This window comes from Xenorhabdus sp. PB61.4 (assembly GCF_963894935.1).
GTDB classification, from domain to species: domain Bacteria; phylum Pseudomonadota; class Gammaproteobacteria; order Enterobacterales; family Enterobacteriaceae; genus Xenorhabdus; species Xenorhabdus stockiae.
Genome location: NZ_CAWQJR010000206.1, coordinates 51,143 through 70,204 on the forward strand (window position 1 = coordinate 51,143; position 19,062 = coordinate 70,204).

A 19,062-nucleotide genomic window follows, 5' to 3' on the forward strand; every position below is an offset into this window, starting at 1 on the left:
TTTTATCTCGGTTTAATACCTGCAATACAGGCAATTAAAACTGATCAGAACAGTTCTTGGCTTTCACCATTCTCGATGACAGTCGTACCCGCCTCTGGTACGGAATATTCTGTCGGTTGAGTGCCCTCAATAAAATATTCTGCACGGGTGTTTTTTCCACCACTAGAGAGCTTACCCGTAGCCCGATCAATCGTGACAGACACAATGCCTTGAGGAACCTCCATCAGTTTTTCAGGCACTCCTTCTAATGCCATTTTCATGAAGTAATCCCAGATTGGCTGAGCCGTTTTCGCTCCGCCTTCTCCTTTCAGAGCCGGAGTACGTCCCAGACTTCTGCTGTGCTCATCAAAACCAATCCAGACTGTTGCCACCATATCCGGCCCGTAACCAGAGAACCATGCATCTTTCGAACTATTGGTTGTCCCGGTTTTACCGCCGATATCACGACGCTTTAAATCGCGGGCGGCGCGCCAACCCGTTCCCATCCAGCCCGGTTCACCAAAGATGTTGGTTTTCAGGGCATCATGGATTAAAAATGCCAGCGGTGTACTGATAACATGCGGAGCATATTGCTGATCATCAACGTACAGATTAGGCGCGACACTTTCCAGATCCGGCTGTGGTAGTAACACGGGGTTTTGGGAAACATCGGAATGAGCTACGTTCTCAATCGAATCTTCAGACAGCTCAATAGAGCGCGTTGTATCCCCGTAGATCACCGGAATATCAGTACATTGTGGGCAGGCAACCTTAGGCTTCGCTTCGTACAGAACTTTTCCTGCATCATTTTCAATTTTGTTAATGAAGTAAGGATCAACCAGATAGCCACCGTTCGCCATCACTGCATAGCCGCGTACTAACTGCATTGGTGTGAAAGAAGGTGAACCCAGCGCCAGTGATTCTGTACGGACAACATTCTCTCCCGGTAAGCCAAAGCGTTTCAGATAGTCAGCCGCATAATCGACCCCCATCGCACGCATAGCACGTACCATCACCACGTTCTTGGACTGCCCCAGCCCCTGACGCAAACGAACCGGGCCATCATAGGTCGGAGGCGAGTTTTTCGGGCGCCAGTCCGTACCTGCACCAGCATCCCAACGGCTGATAGGTGCATCGTTCAGCAATGATGCCAGCGTCAGCCCTTTATCCATCGCAGCGGTATACAGGAATGGCTTGATATTGGAGCCAACCTGACGCAATGATTGAGTCACGCGGTTAAATTGACTTAATTCAAAATTGAAACCACCAACCAGCGCTTCTACCGCACCATTTATTGGGTTAATGGAGATCAACGCCGCATTCACTTCCGGTAATTGAGCCAGCCACCAGACGTTATTGACCTTTCTGACCCAAATCTGCTCACCAGCCCGGATTACGCTATCCACACTTTGTGGTGCCGGCCCTTGCAGGCTGTCAGTTTTGAACTGACGTGCCCAGCGGACTCCTGCCATCGTCAGTTCAGCTTTGCTGCCATCTGTCAGCATCACTTCAGCCTGAGTAGCATTAGATTTCATGACAACCGCAGGCAACAGGGGGCCATATTTCGGTAAGGTTTTCAGCTTATCGGTAATCTTAGACTGGCTCCATGCAAGCTGACTTCCCTTCCATAACACTTCCTGAGCACCGCGATAACCATGACGCATATCATAGTCAATCACATTAGTACGAACGGCATCGACAGCAGCCAGCTGGATTTTACGTGTCACAGTGGTATAGACCTTATAACCATCCGTATACGCACTTTCGCCATAACGGTTAATCAGATCCTGCCTGACCATTTCAGTCAGATAAGGTGCAGAAAACGCAATCTGCGGAGTGTGGTAACTGGCAACTAATTTCTCACTTCTGGCCTGATAATACTGCCGCTGAGTAATGTAGCCCTCTTCCAGCATACGACCCAGCACCACATTACGGCGGTTGGTCGCACGCTCATAAGAATACAGCGGGTTTAAAGTTGAAGGCGCTTTCGGCAATCCGGCAATCATCGCCATTTCACTTAGTGTCAATTCATTCACGTTTTTGCCGAAATAAACGTGCGCGGCAGCGCCGACACCATACGCACGATAACCGAGATGGATCTTGTTGAGATACAGCTCAAGAATTTCATCCTTGGTTAACATCTGCTCAATTCTAATCGCCAGAAATACTTCTTTCGCCTTACGTATCAAAGTCCTTTCCGGGGTAAGAAAAAAGTTTCTCGCAAGCTGCTGTGTGATGGTACTCGCTCCCTGAGAAGCGTGTCCCGAAGTCATCATAATGGAGGCAGCACGAATAATACCTATCGGATCAACACCGTGATGTTCATAAAAACGGCTATCCTCTGTGGCAATAAAGGCTTTTACCAACAACGGAGGCATTTCGGATAGGGTAAGCGGTATGCGGCGTTTTTCGCCATATTGAGCGATGAGTTCGCCATCAGCACTGAACACCTGCATCGGTGTCTGTAATCGGACATCCTTTAACGTCGCGACATCAGGTAACTGTGGCTCGATATATTTGTACAAACCAAAAATCGAGGCAGTTCCCAATAAAATGCAAAAAACGACAAGGATCAAAAAATACTTTATGAACTTCACCTGAAATTTCTCACGCCATGTTAATGAGGCAGTTTATAAACGATTAGTACGTAGTATAAAGGCTATACAACACGATGAATATGGCCTTTCATTAATTACTAATCACTGATAAGGAAATCACTATATGTACCCAGCCAAATGGTATATCGGCCTGGATATCCATAATCATTACATTCGTGCGCTTGCCGCCACTAAACGCCGTCATGGCTGGCAATTCCGGCACTGCTGGCACTACTCTTTATTTGATGAAACATCTTTATTTAATGAAACATCGTCATTTAGTGAAACTTCCTTATTAAATAAGGTACCAAACACCCCTATCTCAGGGGGATGGTTACAGTATCCAGAAAAATTACGCAAAATCTTAACGCAGTGGCGGCAAATATTACCTAACAAGGTTAAATTAAGGCTGGCACTACCTGTTCAGCAAACATTACAGAAACAAATTCCTCTGCCTCAGCACATCTCATTACAGGAGCCGGAACTCGGTTGGTTTGTCCGTGCTAATGCCGAAAAGCAATTTCCCACCACTGATCTGGCTCTCGATTATCGGGTACATGGGCAACAAATCTGTATAAGCGCAACCCGCCAAAAAGACCTTAATTTCTGGATCAGCCTGCTCGCAGAAATCGGTTTATCACCCGATGCCATCGATATTGCCCCCTGCGCATTACGCTATGTAGCCGAACTGGCGGGAATACCCGGTAACAGCTGGCTGGTTCATCAACGAAAAACTGACTGGCTATGGCTGGCCCCGGCGAGCCTGCCTTTCAGTTATGGGCTTGTATCAACCCAGTCACATGCCAGTCTGACACAGGTCATTAACCAGCTTCCCATTACTCCGGATGGGGAAAATTACCCGATTTATTACAGTAATGAACAACCCACCAGCCTTACTCCGGTAAAGCAGCAGGCCGCGCCAGCAGAATCCGTTCAGGTCTGGCACCTACTGTCAGCATTTTGCCATTACCAGCCCCCAATACCGGAAAACATCGGTGCTTTTATGATAGCGGCAGGATTAGCACTAAGACCGGATGACCAATGATGCATCAGGTGAATTTTCTACCCTGGCGACAGGCAAGGCTTAAACGTCGGTGTCATAAATGGGGGCTGTTCCTCGGGTTACAACTGTTTCTGTGGATTGCCGCTCTGGTAATCATTTCAATAGAGCAAAAACAACAAATTGGACAATATCAGAACCAATTTACTGAAAATAGCCACCAACTTGCGCAATTAAAACAAACTATCAGTGAAACAGAGCAGGCTGTTCATCAGCAACAACAACTGGCTCAACAATTAAGGAAAAAACAGTTATTCATGGAGCAGAATCAGCGATATTTACAGCTATTTCGTCAGCTTCCTCACTTATTACCGGAAAAAAGCTGGCTAACTACATTCAGTGATGATTCCGGCCAATTAGTTTTTGCTGCCAGTAGCCAGAGTTATGAAGATGTTTCTGATTTATTGGATAACCTGACAGGCAATATTTCACTTATCAATGTCCAACTGAAAAAAATGACAACGACACCTGAAGACTCTCTCCGGGTATTTACCATTGATGCTGAGTGGTTAATGGGGAACAATAATGAAAAATAATTATCTGGTGTGGTTATTTCGCCCTGCATGGCAATTATTTTTATTACAGCAATTGGTGATCGTTCCTCTTATTTTGGGGTTCTATTTTTTTGTCTGGCAGAGCAATAAAGATGCCATTCATTCTTTTCGCTCCAAAATAGCAGAGCAGAAAAATGATATTACATTATCTCAAACCCGTTTTTCCGAACTACCGGACTTAACCGAACTTCACCAGCAGATCCAACAGATAACCACTAATCTCGACTCAAATAGTCACATAACATCATCCCCGAAAACGACGGTACTTAAACGGCTCCACCAGCCTTTAACCCGTTCCGGCAGCCAACTGATGGAATGGAAAAGCCACAAAGAAGGTCATCAGGTTTTATGGCATATCATATTGTCACTGACCTATGAGCAATTACTCCGCTTTCTGAGTGAAATTCAGCAGTTACGGCCCTTATTGCTGATTAAACACCTCACTATCACTCCCGACAATAATAGCCTGACCGTCCGCATGGTACTGGCAGATATGAGTCATGAGGAAAATATAAATTATGAGGAAAAGCAGCAATGAAGAATTGTGTTTACACCTTACTGGTACTCCTGTTTTTATCCTTTTTCAGTTGTGCTGAAGATACTGAACCGGAAGAAGCGGCGTTTTCCATAAATGTAAGAGATCCTTTCCAGCCGCCACACGACCCTATCAATGAAAATACGGCAGATGAAGCAACGGAGTTCCATCAGTCAGAACAGGATGATCAGGAAATCGAATATCAGGTTATTACCCTGCAATACGCCGATGCCGGAAAAATAACAGAACAATTGCAAAAAAATACCCCTGCCTTGCTGACAAAATGGGGAAAAGTAGAACATGATGCTTTAACAAACAGTCTGATATTAGAAGATAAATTTGATGCTATTACTCGCATCAAAAACTGGCTGAAAGAAGTGGATACACCACAACAACAAGTACAAATTACAGCGCATATTGTCACCAGCAGTAGAGAAGCACTGCATGAATTAGGTATTCACTGGGGTATGACCGCCGATCCACTAAATCGGGCTCTGGGGTTTAACCGCCTGAACCTGCATCAGCCTGCGGGTAGCCAGAGCCATCGTTTAGTGCTGAACGCAGCCCGTATCCATGCCACTCTGCTGGAAATGGAACTCAGTGCATTAGAACAAGAAAATCAACTGGATATCATTGCCAGCCCACGACTGACAGCCTCACATCAGCAACCTGCCAGCATTAAACAGGGTTCTGATATTCCTTATATCGTACAGAATAAGGATAAAACATCGATTCAGTTTAAAGAGGCCGTATTGGGGATGGAGGTCACTCCACACATTTTAAAGAACGGAAAAATCCGGTTAATACTCAAGATCAGCCAGAATGCGCCCGGCCTTCCCATTAATCAGGGCGGAAATGAAAATCTGGCGATTGATAAACAAGAAATAATGACACAAGTTACCGTTAGAAATGGTGAAACACTTATTCTGGGCGGTATTTTTCAACAGAAAAAAGGCGCCAGTCTGCAAAAAGTGCCCTACTTGTCAGAAATTCCTATATTGGGAGCATTATTTAACCAACAGGGAGAACGACATAGCCGAAGGGAGCTCGTAATTTTTATTACACCTCAATTGACTGATATTTAATCACACAAAAATATGAATATACTTATCAGTTAGTTAAATGCGGTATATGTTATTTTATCGCCCGATTATCAGCCATTTTCCTTGGTCTGACCTGTTTATGGATTTGACGCTGAGAGCAATTTAGCATACAAGGATTATCTAATTGAGTGAGCAGGTCTCTCATTACCAGCAAAAGCCTACCAAAATATTCATGGGTAGGGTTACAGTCAGCCAGAAAAAAAGCATGAACCCGATTCAATCGGTTCGTGCTGATTTATATAGTTGCAATATAGGCTGATGTGCTGAGATAATTTTTCCATCTGATCTCACATTTCACTCATGAGGTTTCAGTTTAGGTCCCGCGGCTAATCTGATTGGCGGGGCGGGTTATCATTAACAAATAGTCTTAGTAATACCAAAAACATGGCAGAGAAACGCAATATCTTTCTGGTTGGGCCTATGGGTGCCGGCAAAAGCACTATTGGTCGTCAGTTAGCTCAGCAACTCAATATGGAGTTTTACGACTCCGATCAAGAAATTGAGCGACGTACCGGAGCTGACGTGGGCTGGGTATTCGATGTGGAAGGCGAAGAAGGCTTCCGTGAACGCGAAGAAAAAATAATTAACGAACTGACTGAGAAACAAGGCATTGTATTGGCAACTGGGGGGGGTTCTGTTAAGTCAAAAGAAACCCGCAATCGTCTGTCTGCCCGTGGTGTTGTCGTCTATTTAGAAACAACTATCGAAAAACAGTTAGCTCGTACCCAGCGCGACAAAAAACGCCCTTTACTTCAAGTTGATGCACCAGCACGTGAAGTTTTAGAAAATCTGGCTGATGAGCGCAATCCTCTGTATGAGGAAATTGCTGACCTGACTATACGTACAGATGAGCAAAGCGCCAAAGTTGTAGCTAATCAAATTATTGAATTATTGGAAAAAAATTAATTTCCGCAGATTCAATCCGTTGCAAAAAATAAGGCGAAAGCTGATATGGAACAAGTGATTGTTACGTTAGGTGAAAGAAGCTATCCAATTACCATCGCCCAAGGGCTGTTTTCGAGCAGTGAAGCATTCAGGCCCCTGCAATCTGGTCAGCAGGTCATGATAGTGACCAATGAAACACTGGCTCCCCTGTATCTTGAACAGGTGAAATCCACATTGCTGAATATGGGCCTTCGGGTGAATGAAGTTATCTTACCTGACGGTGAACAATACAAATCACTTTTTGTGCTCAATGATATATTTTCGGCCTTACTGGAAAATAATCATGCCCGGGACACAACGCTTATCGCTCTCGGTGGTGGTGTCATCGGTGATATGACGGGTTTTGCTGCTGCCAGCTATCAGCGCGGCACCCGTTTCATTCAGGTGCCCACCACTCTACTTTCTCAGGTTGACTCTTCTGTTGGTGGAAAAACCGGAGTCAACCACCCCCTCGGTAAAAACATGATCGGGGCGTTTTACCAGCCCGCCTCTGTGGTCATTGATCTCAATTGTTTAAATACCCTGCCAGCCCAAGAGCTGTATGCAGGGCTAGCTGAAGTGATCAAATATGGCGTTATCCTGGACGGTGAATTTTTCGACTGGCTTGAAAGCAATATTGAAAAATTATTGGATCTCGATCATCAGGCTATGGCTTACTGCATCCGTCGTTGCTGTGAGCTGAAAGCCCTTGTTGTAGCGGCCGATGAGCATGAACGCTCAGGTATGCGGGCTTTATTAAATCTCGGCCATACTTTCGGGCATGCGATTGAAGCTGAAATGGGATACGGAGTCTGGCTGCATGGGCAAGCAGTCGCAGCAGGGATGGTCATGGCTGCACGGGCTTCTGAACTTGTTGGCTCATTCTCCGGTCAGGATACACAGCGCATCATCAGTCTGCTGGAAAGAGCAAAACTGCCTGTACATGGCCCGTCAGAAATGCCTCCTGAAAATTACTTACCTCATATGATGCGCGATAAAAAAGTCACTGCAGGCAAGCTTCGTCTGGTATTACCCACAGCTATCGGGAAAGCAGAACTTCGTTCTGATATCAGCACCGATATCATATTAGATGCCATCCGACGTTGTAGTGAATGATCCCTACTTTTCTGGCTGTTTGCTATAAAATAGCTACATTGATAGATATATCCGATAGATTTTTCAAATAATGGGTATAATGTGAACAGTTTCAGTTAGGTCAGGCCGCCAAACCTATCACTCCGTTATTAGTCACATAGCAATTGGTAATATTATCTCAGCTGGGAGGGCATATGGACGAATTAAAATCAGAAAATAAACAAAAAACAGAAAACGAGTTTAAACCCGATACATCTGATCGTCCCCCTCAGCGATCACGCCCCCAGAAGCAGAATCCAAAACTGGCAATATCCCGTCAACAAATGATGATTGGGGTTGGTATCCTTGTGCTTTTACTGCTCATTATCGCTATCAGTTCTGCCCTGAAATCACCAACAGAACATGAAAAGCAACAGTCATCAAATTCAGTCGAGAAAAGTATCAACCTATCCGGCACTTCATCATCTTCCGACAATGAGCAAAATAGCACACAGGAAGCACCATCCACATCTGCAACTTCTGCCTCTGACCATCCGCATGAAATCGGCATGCCGCCAATCAGCAGTACCCCTAGCCAGAATCTTTCCCCGACCAGCGGAACGGGTGGCTACAACCAACGTATCGAATTACCCGGTGACATTTCTGATGCTTTAAATCAGCAACAGAGCAATATCAACAATGCAGTACAAAAAAATACGGAACAGGAAAACCAGCCATTCTCACAACCGACACCACAACAGAGCCGTGTAAAGCAAACGACAGTGACGCCGCTTGAACAGCAAAAAACCGAAAAACAACATAAGGTCTCCACAAAACCCGCAACGACTGACCATCAGACAAATAAACAAAGTACGGCAAGTATCGGTGAAGACCTACTGAAAGTACCGGCAAATCGGTTTACACTCCAGTTAAGCAGCGCCAGTCGCCCGGATACCTTGATTGCTTTTGCGAAAAAGAATAACCTTTCCCATTACAAAGTTTATGAAACTAAACGTAATGATAAGACATGGTTTATTTTGATCTACGGTAGCTACAATTCCGCTTCTGACGCCAAAAAAGCGATTGCCTCACTCCCTGTAGACATTCGGACACAAAAACCCTGGGTAAGAAAACTACAACAGGTTCATCAAGATCTGAAAAAATAAAACTATTTTGATTAGGCGCTGATATGCTGTCCTAAACAGAGTACAATCTGCGGCTCTGAAATTATTGAATACTTTATTGACGGCATGAAAAAAAAACGCGCTTTCTTAAAATGGGCCGGTGGAAAATACCCCTTGGTGGATGATATTAAACGTCATCTGCCAGAGGGCGATCGCTTAGTTGAGCCATTTGTTGGCGCAGGCTCGGTATTCCTGAATACCGATTATGATTCTTATCTCTTATCAGATATCAATAGTGATCTGATCAATCTGTACGATACGGTAAAATTTCGTGCGGATGAGTTTATTGATCATGTCCGTCCCTTATTTTCACCAGCATACAATACGTCTGAAACCTTCTATCGCCTGAGAGAAGAGTTCAACAAAAGCAAAGATCCATTCCATCGCAGCGTGTTGTTTCTGTATCTTAACCGTCACTGCTATAACGGTCTGTGTCGCTATAATTTACGCGGCGAATTTAATGTTCCTTTCGGACGCTATAAAAAACCTTATTTTCCTGAAGATGAGCTGTATTGGTTCGCTGAAAAATCTAAGAAGGCTACTTTTATCTGCCAGCATTATGAAGTCGCATTAACTAATGTCCCAAAAGGCTCAGTGGTTTACTGCGACCCGCCATATGCTCCCCTTTCAGCAACCGCAAATTTTACAGCCTACCATACAAATAGTTTTAACCTGACAGACCAAGAAAATCTGGCGCGGCTTGCCTATAATCTTTCGTCTCAACATGGTATTCCGGTGCTCATATCCAACCATGACACGCCGATGACACGTGAATGGTATCATCATGCTTCCCTTTACATTGTTAAAGCCCGCCGGACAATAAGTAGAAATATTCTTGCCCGCAGTAAAGTTGATGAACTTTTGGCGTTATACTGCCAGAAGTGATTGAGGTTTCCTGTCCCTGAAATAACGGGGATAAACAATGAATTGGAGAAGAGAATAATGAAGAAAGATTTTCTGATTGCCCCATCCATTCTATCTGCAGATTTTGCCCGTCTGGGTGAAGATACCGCAAAGGTGCTGGCAGCCGGTGCTGATGTTGTGCATTTTGACGTTATGGATAACCATTACGTCCCAAACCTGACAATTGGCCCGATGGTCTGTCAGGCACTGCGCGATTATGGTATTACCGCTCCCATCGATGTTCATCTGATGGTGAAGCCTGTAGATCGCATTATCCCCGATTTTGCTAAGGCCGGTGCAACCTATATCACTTTCCATCCCGAAGCGAGTGAACATATTCACCGGACACTACAGCTGATTAAAGATCATGGCTGTAAAGCTGGTCTGGTATTCAATCCGGCAACACCTCTCAGCTATCTGGATTATGTACTGGATAAACTCGACGTTATTCTATTGATGTCAGTTAACCCCGGTTTCGGCGGCCAGTCTTTCATTCCGGAAACCCTACATAAATTGCGTCATGTCCGTAAAATTATCGATGAAAGCGGCTATGATATCCGTCTCGAAATTGATGGTGGTATCAAAGCCAATAACATCGCTGCGGCAGCTCAGGCTGGTGCAGATATGTTCGTTGCAGGCTCTGCTATTTTCAGTCAGCCTGACTATAAAGCAGTCATTGATGAAATGCGCAGTGAGTTATCAACAGTGGCATAACGACAGGCAACATGATGAAAAAAAATGTAGTACAAGCAATTCAGGCCATTGCATTCGATCTGGATGGAACGCTGGTAGACAGCGCCGGTGGGCTGGCAGATGCTCTGGATCAGGCCTTGCTCACCAAAGGTCTGCCCGCAGCAGGCAAAGAACGCGTTGCTGTGTGGGTGGGTAATGGCGCGGACATCATGGTTGAACGTGCCCTGAAATGGGCTGTCGGAGAGTTTTCCCCTGAATTGTTCAGTGAAACCCGCAGTCTGTTCGATAAATTCTACGAAACTACCGTCACGACGGGCAGCAAACTCTTTCCTCATGTCAAAGAAACTCTGGCTGAGCTGGCAAAACACAACCTGCCGATGGCGATTATTACTAATAAGCCGACACCTTTTATTGCTCCACTACTGGAATCTCTTGGTATCAGTCAATACTTTTCACTGGTACTGGGAGGAGACGATGTTAAACAGAAAAAACCTCACCCGGCACCACTGTATCTGACAATGGGCATGTTTGGTTTAAATAAAGACGAATTGCTTTTTGTTGGTGATTCCCGTAATGATATTTTGGCTGCACAGGCGGCAGGCTGCCCTTGTGTTGGCTTAACCTATGGATATAACTATGGGGAATCAATAGCACTAAATCACCCGGATTATGTACTAGACAATTTTCCGGATTTACTACCAACAATTGGACTACCAACTTTGAACTTACAGGAAGCGTAATAAAATGAACGAACCCACAGCAACGAAACCAAAAACACAGAAACCTATTGTATTCAGCGGCGCACAACCTTCCGGTGAATTGACCATCGGTAACTACATGGGAGCGTTACGTCAGTGGGTTCAGATGCAGGATGAATATGATTGCATCTATTGTATTGTTAACCAGCACAGTATTACCGTACGTCAGGATCCTGAAGAACTGAAAAAACGCACGCTGGATACGCTGGCACTTTACCTTGCCTGTGGTATCGATCCAAAGAAAAGCACTATTTTCGTACAATCACACGTGCCTCAGCATAACCAGCTAGCCTGGGCACTGAATTGTTATACCTATTTCGGCGAACTCAGCCGCATGACACAGTTTAAGGATAAGTCCGCCCGTTTCCCTGAAAATATTAACGCGGGTCTGTTTAACTATCCTGTCCTGATGGCTGCTGACATTTTGCTTTATCAGGCTAATCAGATCCCTGTAGGTATTGATCAGAAACAGCACCTTGAATTGACACGTGATTTGGCACAACGTTTTAATGCTCTTTACGGTGAGATTTTCACGATCCCGGAACCTTTCATTCCGAAAGAAGGCGCTCGTGTCATGTCATTACAAGAGCCGAGCAAGAAAATGTCGAAGTCTGATGATAACCGCAATAATGTCATTGCTCTGTTGGAAGACCCGAAATCTGTTGCCAAGAAAATCAAACGTGCAGTCACTGATTCTGAAGAGCCGCCTCGTGTCCGCTATGATTTGGAAAACAAACCGGGTGTTTCCAATCTGCTGGATATCCTGTCAGGTGTAACAGGCAAAACCATCCCTGAATTGGAAGCAGAGTTCGAAGGAAAAATGTACGGCCACCTGAAAGGTGCGGTTGCAGACGCAGTGTGTGAAATGCTGGCTGACTTGCAGGAACGTTATCACCATTTCCGTAATGATGAAGCTCTGCTTAACCAAGTCATGGCAGAAGGTGCAGCAAAAGCACAGGCTCGTGCTCAGGAAACCCTGAATAAGGTTTATGAAGCAATTGGGTTTATTACCCATCCGTAATAGTGGTTACATGTCAAAGGGTTATTAACGCTGACCCTTTGACATATATACATGGCTTAAGTAACAACCAATTGAATACCTGTTTAAAAATAGAAAGTTACTTATTTCCCAAATAAGCGGTGACTAAAACTCTCTATTTTTCCAAGTAATATCCGCTTCTGCATCGTGAGATTCCAGCTGGCAGATAGCCCGGCAGCTCCCATTAAACGACGATATTGTTCTTCATCAAATGGGCTATGGAAAGCAATGGAAATGGCTTCTTTTACAGAAACATCACTATTCCGGCTGAGAAGTTTTATTGGTTCACCCGCACAGGTTACACCTGAAGAGATCACACGATATAACCATCCGCAATAGCCTCTGTCCTGCATGATGGCAGCAAAATTCTCAATACCGGTAATGATATTAAGTTTATAACAAGGCGAACGGGGCTGAGTTACCTGAATAATTGCCTCTCCCCACTGGAAAATGTCTCCGATATAAACGCTCTCTTCTGTCATCCCTTCCGTTGATATATTTTCACCAAATAAAGGTGGTACAAATAATTCCATTAATTCAGGAAATTGCCTTTTCCAAAATAGATAATGTTCCATCGGATAATGGCAAAGTGCACGATCCGGCCCGCCATGAAAGCGGGCTTCTGCCTGTTCATCACCTTCCAGTCCCAGAGAAGTAAGCTGTAAACTGCCATTTACCAGCAGCTTATTGATTGCAGAGGAACCCAATTTCTCGGAGGAGATTATTTTTCCTCTATATATCTGCGGGTAATACATTTCCATTTCTCCTCAATAAACAAATAACGAACAGACAGTCAGTAAAACAAGCGGTTAATTCCGACCTTCATAACCATCCATATAAGTAGCAGATATAGCTTCGGACATTGCCTTACGCCATTTTAGTGAAGGGCCTTCGCTGCTCTCATAAACTCTCCCCTCAAAATGTGATGTTCTCCGAATTGAATCCAAGAACTCATCACCTTTTAAATAAATTACCCGCTGCTGCGCCTCTTCGGGGGATACCCCTGCTTCTCTGTCTTTTTTACCCAACTGCCAGAATTGTTCAAAAAATGGTACTGAAAGCTCGATACTATCGTAGATTTTAGTTCTGAAATTGGGGTCAAAATCATCATTAGAAGCATAAACAAAATGCTTAGCATTACGTTCGGCACTTGTTTTGGGCTGTGCACAGCCAGACATTAGTAGAGAGGATACTATAAGGGTTGTAATCGTTATGACAGCGTTCTTTTTCATTATGTGCCTTTAATCGCGAAACAAGAAAAAATCGAATGATAGCGAAAAAAAATGCTGACCACGGTTATGATCAGCACTTTTTGAAAGATGAAGATAATAGCTGTTATTTAATTTTTTCTTCGTAGCGCCTTGCTGCTTCATCCCAATTTACGACATGCCAGAATGCCTTAATATAATCAGGACGGCGATTTTGATATTTAAGGTAGTAAGCATGTTCCCATACATCCAGCCCTAAAATGGGATAACCGGAAGTACCGGAAATTTCTTGTCCCATCAATGGGCTATCCTGATTTGCAGTAGAAACAACATCAAGTTTTCCGTCTTCTTTCAGTACCAGCCAAGCCCAACCAGAACCAAAACGGGTTGCTGCTGCCTGTTCGAATTTTGTTTTGAAAGCATCAATACTGCCAAAATCCCGTTCTATCGCTGCTTTTAAAGCACCGGATAACGTTGTATCTAATTTCAGCCCCTTCCAGAACATGCTGTGATTTGAATGACCCCCTGCGTTATTACGCATAAAAGTACGTTTATCAGCCGGGATTCTGTCAAGCTGCTGAACCAGATCATCAATGTCCAGACCAGCGAGTTCAGGGAAATTTTCCAATGCGGTATTGGTATTTACAACGTAAGTTTGATGGTGTTTGGTATGATGAATAAGCATCGTTTGTTCATCAAAGTGAGGTTCCAGAGCATCATAAGGATAAGGCAAGGAAGGTAATGAATGACTCATATTAAATCTCCAGTTGTTTAAAATACATACACCCTTTATTTATTGGGGATGAAGATCACACCTTGTAAGCAACAGGATTATTATAGTGAATCAAACGGTAATGAAAATGATTATCAATTCCATATTATCACTGTGGTTTCCTTTCCTTTTGTGTTTAATCTATAAATAAGAATAAATAACCGAATATAATCCAATAGTTAGTTAATTTTCCCAAAAATGAGATTATGAATAACGGTATATTTTACATAAAGACACCGCATTAAATGTTCCCTTCATAACATTCATTATCTCTATTGCGTGATCTTCCGCGCAAAAAAGAAACAAAAATTCTTCTTACACTTTAGTTAACCTTGTTTTGACATAGTATTAACAATTGCAAGGAGATAAAAATATGACTCAAATAATTAAGCACCCTATTCCTGCTGACATCGCAGAAACAGCCCTGATAAACAAACAACAATATTTGCAAGAGTACCAACGTTCACTACAGGATCCTGAGGGGTTCTGGGGAGAGAAAGGTAAAATTGTCGATTGGATAAAACCTTATACAAAGGTGAAAAATACCTCTTTCGACCCTGGGCATATCAGTATCCGATGGTTTGAAGATGGCACACTTAACCTAAGTGCGAACTGCCTTGATCGCCATTTACAGGAGCGAGGCCATCAGACTGCCATTATCTGGGAAGGGGACAATCCGGCTGAATCCAGACATGTTACGTATCAGGAGCTATACCATGATGTCTGCCAGTTCGCCAATGTCTTGAAAAAACTCGGGGTCAAAAAAGGCGATGTTGTCGCTATTTATATGCCAATGGTACCAGAAGCTGCTGTCGCCATGCTGGCTTGTGCCCGGGTTGGCGCGATTCACTCCGTAATTTTCGGCGGCTTTTCTCCTGATGCAATTTCCGGTCGAATTATCGATTCAAATGCGAAGTTAATCATCACAGCCAATGAAGGTTTACGAGCTGGCCGAGTTGTTCCTCTGAAAAAAAATGTCGATGAAGCTCTAAGCAATCCGGCTGTGACAAATGTGACTAATGTTGTCGTCTTCAAACGTACTGATAATGCAACAAACTGGCATACCGGACGCGATCTCTGGTGGCATGAATTAACCAAAGAGATTAGTTCAGATTGCCCTGCTGAAGAGATGAATGCCGAAGATCCGTTATTTATTCTTTATACATCCGGTTCAACAGGTAAGCCTAAAGGTGTTCTACATACCACCGGTGGTTATCTGGTCTATGCATCTTTGACATTCAAATATACGTTTGATTACCGCCCCGGCGAAGTTTACTGGTGTACAGCTGATGTAGGCTGGGTAACCGGCCATAGTTACTTGCTTTATGGCCCGCTCTCCTGTGGTGCAACAACCTTAATGTTTGAAGGTGTGCCAAACTATCCCGATGTGAATCGTCTCTGTCAGGTTGTAGATAAACATCAGGTCAATATCCTCTATACCGCACCAACAGCCATTCGAGCGTTAATGGCAGAAGGGGATAAAGCCATTGAAGGCACCAAACGCACATCATTACGCATCATGGGGTCAGTGGGTGAACCCATCAATCCAGAAGCCTGGGAATGGTACTACAAGAAAATAGGCAACAGTCAATGCCCTATTGTCGATACATGGTGGCAAACAGAAACAGGTGGATTCATGATCACGCCGTTGCCCGGAGCAACCGATCTCAAAGCTGGATCAGCCACACTGCCATTCTTCGGCGTAAGCCCGGCAATAGTCGATAATACCGGAGAAACCTTAAGCGGCGAGAGTGAAGGTAATCTTGTCATTACCGATTCATGGCCGGGGCAGGCTCGCACATTGTTTGGTGATCATGACCGTTTTGAGCAAACCTATTTTTCTACCTTCAAAGGCGTTTATTTCAGCGGTGATGGCGCCAGACGTGATGAAGATGGTTATTACTGGATTACTGGTCGTGTTGATGATGTGCTGAATATTTCAGGCCACCGATTGGGAACCGCAGAAATTGAATCTGCGTTGGTTGCTCATCCCAAAATTGCGGAAGCGGCTGTTGTCGGGATACCACACCGTATTAAAGGGCAGGCGATTTATGCTTATGTCACGTTAATTCATGGTGAAGAACCTTCGCCTGATTTGTATGCAGAAGTCAGAAGCTGGGTTCGCAAAGAAATCGGCCCAATTGCGACTCCGGACATCCTGCACTGGACTGATTCTCTGCCAAAAACACGTTCAGGAAAAATTATGCGGCGTATTTTACGCAAAATTGCTTCCGGTGATACTGGCAACTTAGGTGATACTTCCACTTTGGCTGATCCCGGCGTTGTGGAAAAATTATTGGAAGAAAAGCAATCCATAATGATGCCTTAATGTACATGCTATAAGGCACATATAGTACACATGCACGCCGCCGCAAGGCGGCTTGGTAAGCATAATCAAAAAATACAGAACTGTTCAGGGACGTGACAGATAGTCATGCATTCTCTCGAATGTTGCTGTCCGTATCTGGCAACCCTCAAAGTTGTTTAAGGTTCGTCCTTTAATACCTAAAAGGAGATAGCCTGATGAGTACCGATATTTATCAAGAAATCGAAAACAACCCTCACTTTAAAGAGTTAATTGAAAAGCGTGGGCGCTTTGCATGGTTGTTATCTGCCATTATGTTAATACTCTATGTTGGTTTTATTTTCCTCATCGCTTTTGCTCCTGGATGGCTTGGTACACCTCTTTATGAGGGATCCAGCATGACTCGTGGTATTCCTGTGGGTGTCGGTATTATTTTTATTTCTTTTATATTAACGGGGATTTACGTCATCAGAGCAAACGGTGAATTTGATCGTTTAACCTCAGCTATTCTCAATGAGGTGAGAAAATGAGAAAACTTGTCCTATCAACAATTGCGTTATTTTCTTCCCTCTACCCCATCCTCACTCAAGCAGATGCCATTTCAGGTAATGTAGAAAAACAACCTTTAAATATTCAGGCAATCATCATGTTCCTGTTATTTGTCGGGTTCACACTCTACATCACTTATTGGGCATCAAAACGGACAATTTCACGTTCTGATTACTATACCGCAGGCGGGCGGATCACTGGCTTCCAAAACGGTATGGCGATTGCAGGCGATTATATGTCTGCAGCATCATTCTTGGGGATTTCAGCACTGGTTTATACCTCTGGTTATGATGGCCTTATTTATTCTATTGGTTTCCTTGTCGGCTGGCCGATTATTTTGTTCCTAATCGCAGAACGATTAAGAAATCTGGGGCGCTACACATTCGCTGATGTTGCTTCTTACCGACTAAAACAGCGCCCAATCCGTACATTATCAGCAGTCGGCTCACTGGTTGTTGTTGCTTTATACCTGATTGCGCAGATGGTTGGAGCAGGAAAACTCATCGAGTTGTTATTTGGGCTGAATTACTACATCGCTGTGGTTTTAGTTGGTATTTTGATGGTTCTGTATGTGCTGTTTGGCGGAATGCTGGCAACAACATGGGTGCAAATTATTAAAGCAATCCTGTTATTGGCCGGTGCCACATTCATGGCGTTGATGGTCATGAAAGCCGTAAATTTCAACTTCAATACCCTGTTTAAGGAAGCTATTGCCGTTCACTCGAATGGCCAAAAAATTATGAGTCCCGGTGGATTAGTTTCTGACCCAATATCTGCGCTTTCTTTAGGATTAGCGTTAATGTTTGGTACCGCAGGTTTACCACATATCATTATGCGATTCTTTACCGTTAATGATGCCAAAGAAGCACGTAAAAGTGTTTTCTATGCCACCGGATTTATCGGCTATTTCTATATTCTGACATTTATTATCGGGTTTGGCGCAATACTGTTAGTCAGCCCTAATGCTGCATTTAAAGATGGCACCGGTGCATTACTCGGTGGAACTAATATGGCTGCTGTTCACCTTGCAACAGCCGTGGGTGGGGATTTCTTCCTCGGGTTCATCTCTGCTGTCGCCTTTGCCACTATTTTAGCTGTGGTTGCGGGATTAACACTTGCAGGTGCCTCAGCAGTTTCTCATGACCTCTATGCAAATGTGATTAAACAAGGTCAGGCTAATGAACGGGATGAATTAAGAATTTCGAAAATTACAGTTGTTTTTCTGGGGGTTATCGCCATTGGGTTAGGTATTTTATTCGAAAAACAAAATATTGCCTTTATGGTCGGGCTGGCTTTCTCTATTGCAGCGAGCTGTAATTTTCCGATTATTTTGCTGTCAATGTATTGGAACAATCTGACAACACGAGGTGCACTCATTGGCGGGTGGTTGGGGTTAATAATAGCCGTTGTTCTAATGATCCTAGGCCCAACAATCTGGGTTAGTATTCTTGGACATGAAAAACCCATTTATCCCTACGAATATCCAGCTTTATTTTCCATGATTGTGGCATTTGCCGGTGCGTGGTTCTTTTCTATCACTGATACATCAGAACAAGGCCAGCAGGAACGCGAAATGTTTCGCAGACAATTCTTGCGTTCACAGACAGGAATTGGAATTGAACAAGGAAAAGCACATTAATTTTTTCAGATTTAAAATGCAAAAAAGCCATCCGGTTAAGGATGGCTTCTCTGTCAAAGTGATGTCTGGCAGTGTCCTACTCTCACATGGGGAGACCCCACACTACCATCGGCGCTACGGCGTTTCACTGCTGAGTTCGGCATGGGGTCAGGTGGGACCACCGCGCTATTGCCGCCAGACAAATCC

The 19,062-nt window shown here is 44.1% G+C and carries 18 protein-coding genes and 1 rRNA gene; 14 read left to right on the top strand and 5 right to left on the bottom strand.

Translation table 11 applies throughout. The features are described 5' to 3' along the window. Nucleotides 1–44: 44 nt before the first annotated feature. Nucleotides 45–2,576 (bottom strand): peptidoglycan glycosyltransferase/peptidoglycan DD-transpeptidase MrcA, encoded by a 2,532-nt coding sequence (mrcA, locus tag AACX68_RS18160; RefSeq protein ID WP_228858197.1) that lies wholly within the window; start codon nt 2,574–2,576, stop codon nt 45–47. 124 nt (nt 2,577–2,700) lie between these two features. Here mrcA and AACX68_RS18165 point away from each other — a divergent pair, with 124 nt between their 5' ends. From AACX68_RS18165 to trpS, 11 genes are all read left to right on the top strand, one after another. Then, nucleotides 2,701–3,621 carry a hypothetical protein gene (locus AACX68_RS18165; protein WP_228858198.1) on the top strand — a complete coding sequence of 307 codons (921 nt, stop codon included), beginning with the start codon at nt 2,701–2,703 and terminating at the stop codon, nt 3,619–3,621. Next, complete coding sequence (locus AACX68_RS18170; RefSeq protein WP_228858199.1) at nt 3,618–4,172, top strand: PilN domain-containing protein; 555 nt, start codon at nt 3,618–3,620, stop codon at nt 4,170–4,172. The genes AACX68_RS18165 and AACX68_RS18170 overlap by 4 nt, the downstream gene beginning before the upstream one ends. Continuing rightward, complete coding sequence (locus AACX68_RS18175) at nt 4,162–4,728, top strand: hypothetical protein (RefSeq protein WP_228858200.1); 567 nt, start codon at nt 4,162–4,164, stop codon at nt 4,726–4,728. Before AACX68_RS18170 ends, AACX68_RS18175 begins: the two co-directional genes overlap by 11 nt. After that, entirely contained in the window at nt 4,725–5,810 is a 1,086-nt protein-coding gene (locus tag AACX68_RS18180; RefSeq protein ID WP_228858201.1) for a secretin N-terminal domain-containing protein, read from the top strand. The genes AACX68_RS18175 and AACX68_RS18180 overlap by 4 nt, the downstream gene beginning before the upstream one ends. Nucleotides 5,811–6,212: 402 nt before the next feature. Then, a complete protein-coding gene (gene aroK, locus AACX68_RS18185; RefSeq protein WP_038260059.1) occupies nt 6,213–6,734 on the top strand; it encodes a shikimate kinase AroK in 522 nt (173 codons plus the stop codon). A gap of 45 nt (nt 6,735–6,779) precedes the next feature. Beyond that, entirely contained in the window at nt 6,780–7,868 is a 1,089-nt protein-coding gene (aroB, locus tag AACX68_RS18190; RefSeq protein ID WP_228858202.1) for a 3-dehydroquinate synthase, read from the top strand. Nucleotides 7,869–8,041: 173 nt separating this feature from the next. After that, complete coding sequence (locus AACX68_RS18195; protein ID WP_228858203.1) at nt 8,042–8,992, top strand: SPOR domain-containing protein; 951 nt, start codon at nt 8,042–8,044, stop codon at nt 8,990–8,992. A gap of 84 nt (nt 8,993–9,076) precedes the next feature. After that, nucleotides 9,077–9,895, top strand: coding sequence for an adenine-specific DNA-methyltransferase (gene dam / locus AACX68_RS18200; RefSeq protein WP_099124874.1), 819 nt, complete (start codon nt 9,077–9,079; stop codon nt 9,893–9,895). A gap of 57 nt (nt 9,896–9,952) precedes the next feature. Then, nucleotides 9,953–10,627 carry a ribulose-phosphate 3-epimerase gene (rpe, locus tag AACX68_RS18205; RefSeq protein WP_099111050.1) on the top strand — a complete coding sequence of 225 codons (675 nt, stop codon included), beginning with the start codon at nt 9,953–9,955 and terminating at the stop codon, nt 10,625–10,627. 14 nt (nt 10,628–10,641) lie between these two features. Next, a complete protein-coding gene (locus AACX68_RS18210) occupies nt 10,642–11,346 on the top strand; it encodes a phosphoglycolate phosphatase (RefSeq protein WP_099120446.1) in 705 nt (234 codons plus the stop codon). A 4-nt stretch (nt 11,347–11,350) separates the two neighbouring features. Further along, nucleotides 11,351–12,385 carry a tryptophan--tRNA ligase gene (gene trpS / locus AACX68_RS18215; protein WP_228858204.1) on the top strand — a complete coding sequence of 345 codons (1,035 nt, stop codon included), beginning with the start codon at nt 11,351–11,353 and terminating at the stop codon, nt 12,383–12,385. 101 nt (nt 12,386–12,486) lie between these two features. On the opposite strand, the gene yiiM is transcribed toward trpS, so the two are convergent. The 3 genes from yiiM to sodA form a co-directional block, all read right to left on the bottom strand. Further along, nucleotides 12,487–13,158: a 6-hydroxyaminopurine reductase gene (yiiM, locus tag AACX68_RS18220; RefSeq protein ID WP_228858205.1), complete on the bottom strand. Its 672-nt coding sequence runs from the start codon at nt 13,156–13,158 to the stop codon at nt 12,487–12,489. Between the two features lie 54 nt (nt 13,159–13,212). Beyond that, nucleotides 13,213–13,635 (bottom strand): Exc2 family lipoprotein, encoded by a 423-nt coding sequence (locus AACX68_RS18225; protein ID WP_228858206.1) that lies wholly within the window; start codon nt 13,633–13,635, stop codon nt 13,213–13,215. A 103-nt stretch (nt 13,636–13,738) separates the two neighbouring features. Further along, complete coding sequence (sodA, locus tag AACX68_RS18230; protein ID WP_228858207.1) at nt 13,739–14,365, bottom strand: superoxide dismutase [Mn]; 627 nt, start codon at nt 14,363–14,365, stop codon at nt 13,739–13,741. Between the two features lie 391 nt (nt 14,366–14,756). On the opposite strand from sodA, the gene acs reads away from it, so the two are divergent. The 3 genes from acs to actP all read left to right on the top strand — a co-directional run bounded on the left by acs (nt 14,757) and on the right by actP (nt 18,876). Further along, a complete protein-coding gene (gene acs / locus AACX68_RS18235) occupies nt 14,757–16,712 on the top strand; it encodes an acetate--CoA ligase (RefSeq protein WP_228858208.1) in 1,956 nt (651 codons plus the stop codon). A gap of 194 nt (nt 16,713–16,906) precedes the next feature. Next, complete coding sequence (locus tag AACX68_RS18240) at nt 16,907–17,218, top strand: DUF485 domain-containing protein (protein WP_099111057.1); 312 nt, start codon at nt 16,907–16,909, stop codon at nt 17,216–17,218. Next, entirely contained in the window at nt 17,215–18,876 is a 1,662-nt protein-coding gene (gene actP, locus AACX68_RS18245; RefSeq protein WP_228858209.1) for a cation/acetate symporter ActP, read from the top strand. Before AACX68_RS18240 ends, actP begins: the two co-directional genes overlap by 4 nt. 63 nt (nt 18,877–18,939) lie before the next feature. Here the strand turns inward: actP and rrf are convergent. Next, nucleotides 18,940–19,055, bottom strand: a 5S ribosomal RNA gene (rrf, locus tag AACX68_RS18250). Nucleotides 19,056–19,062: the final 7 nt, after the last annotated feature.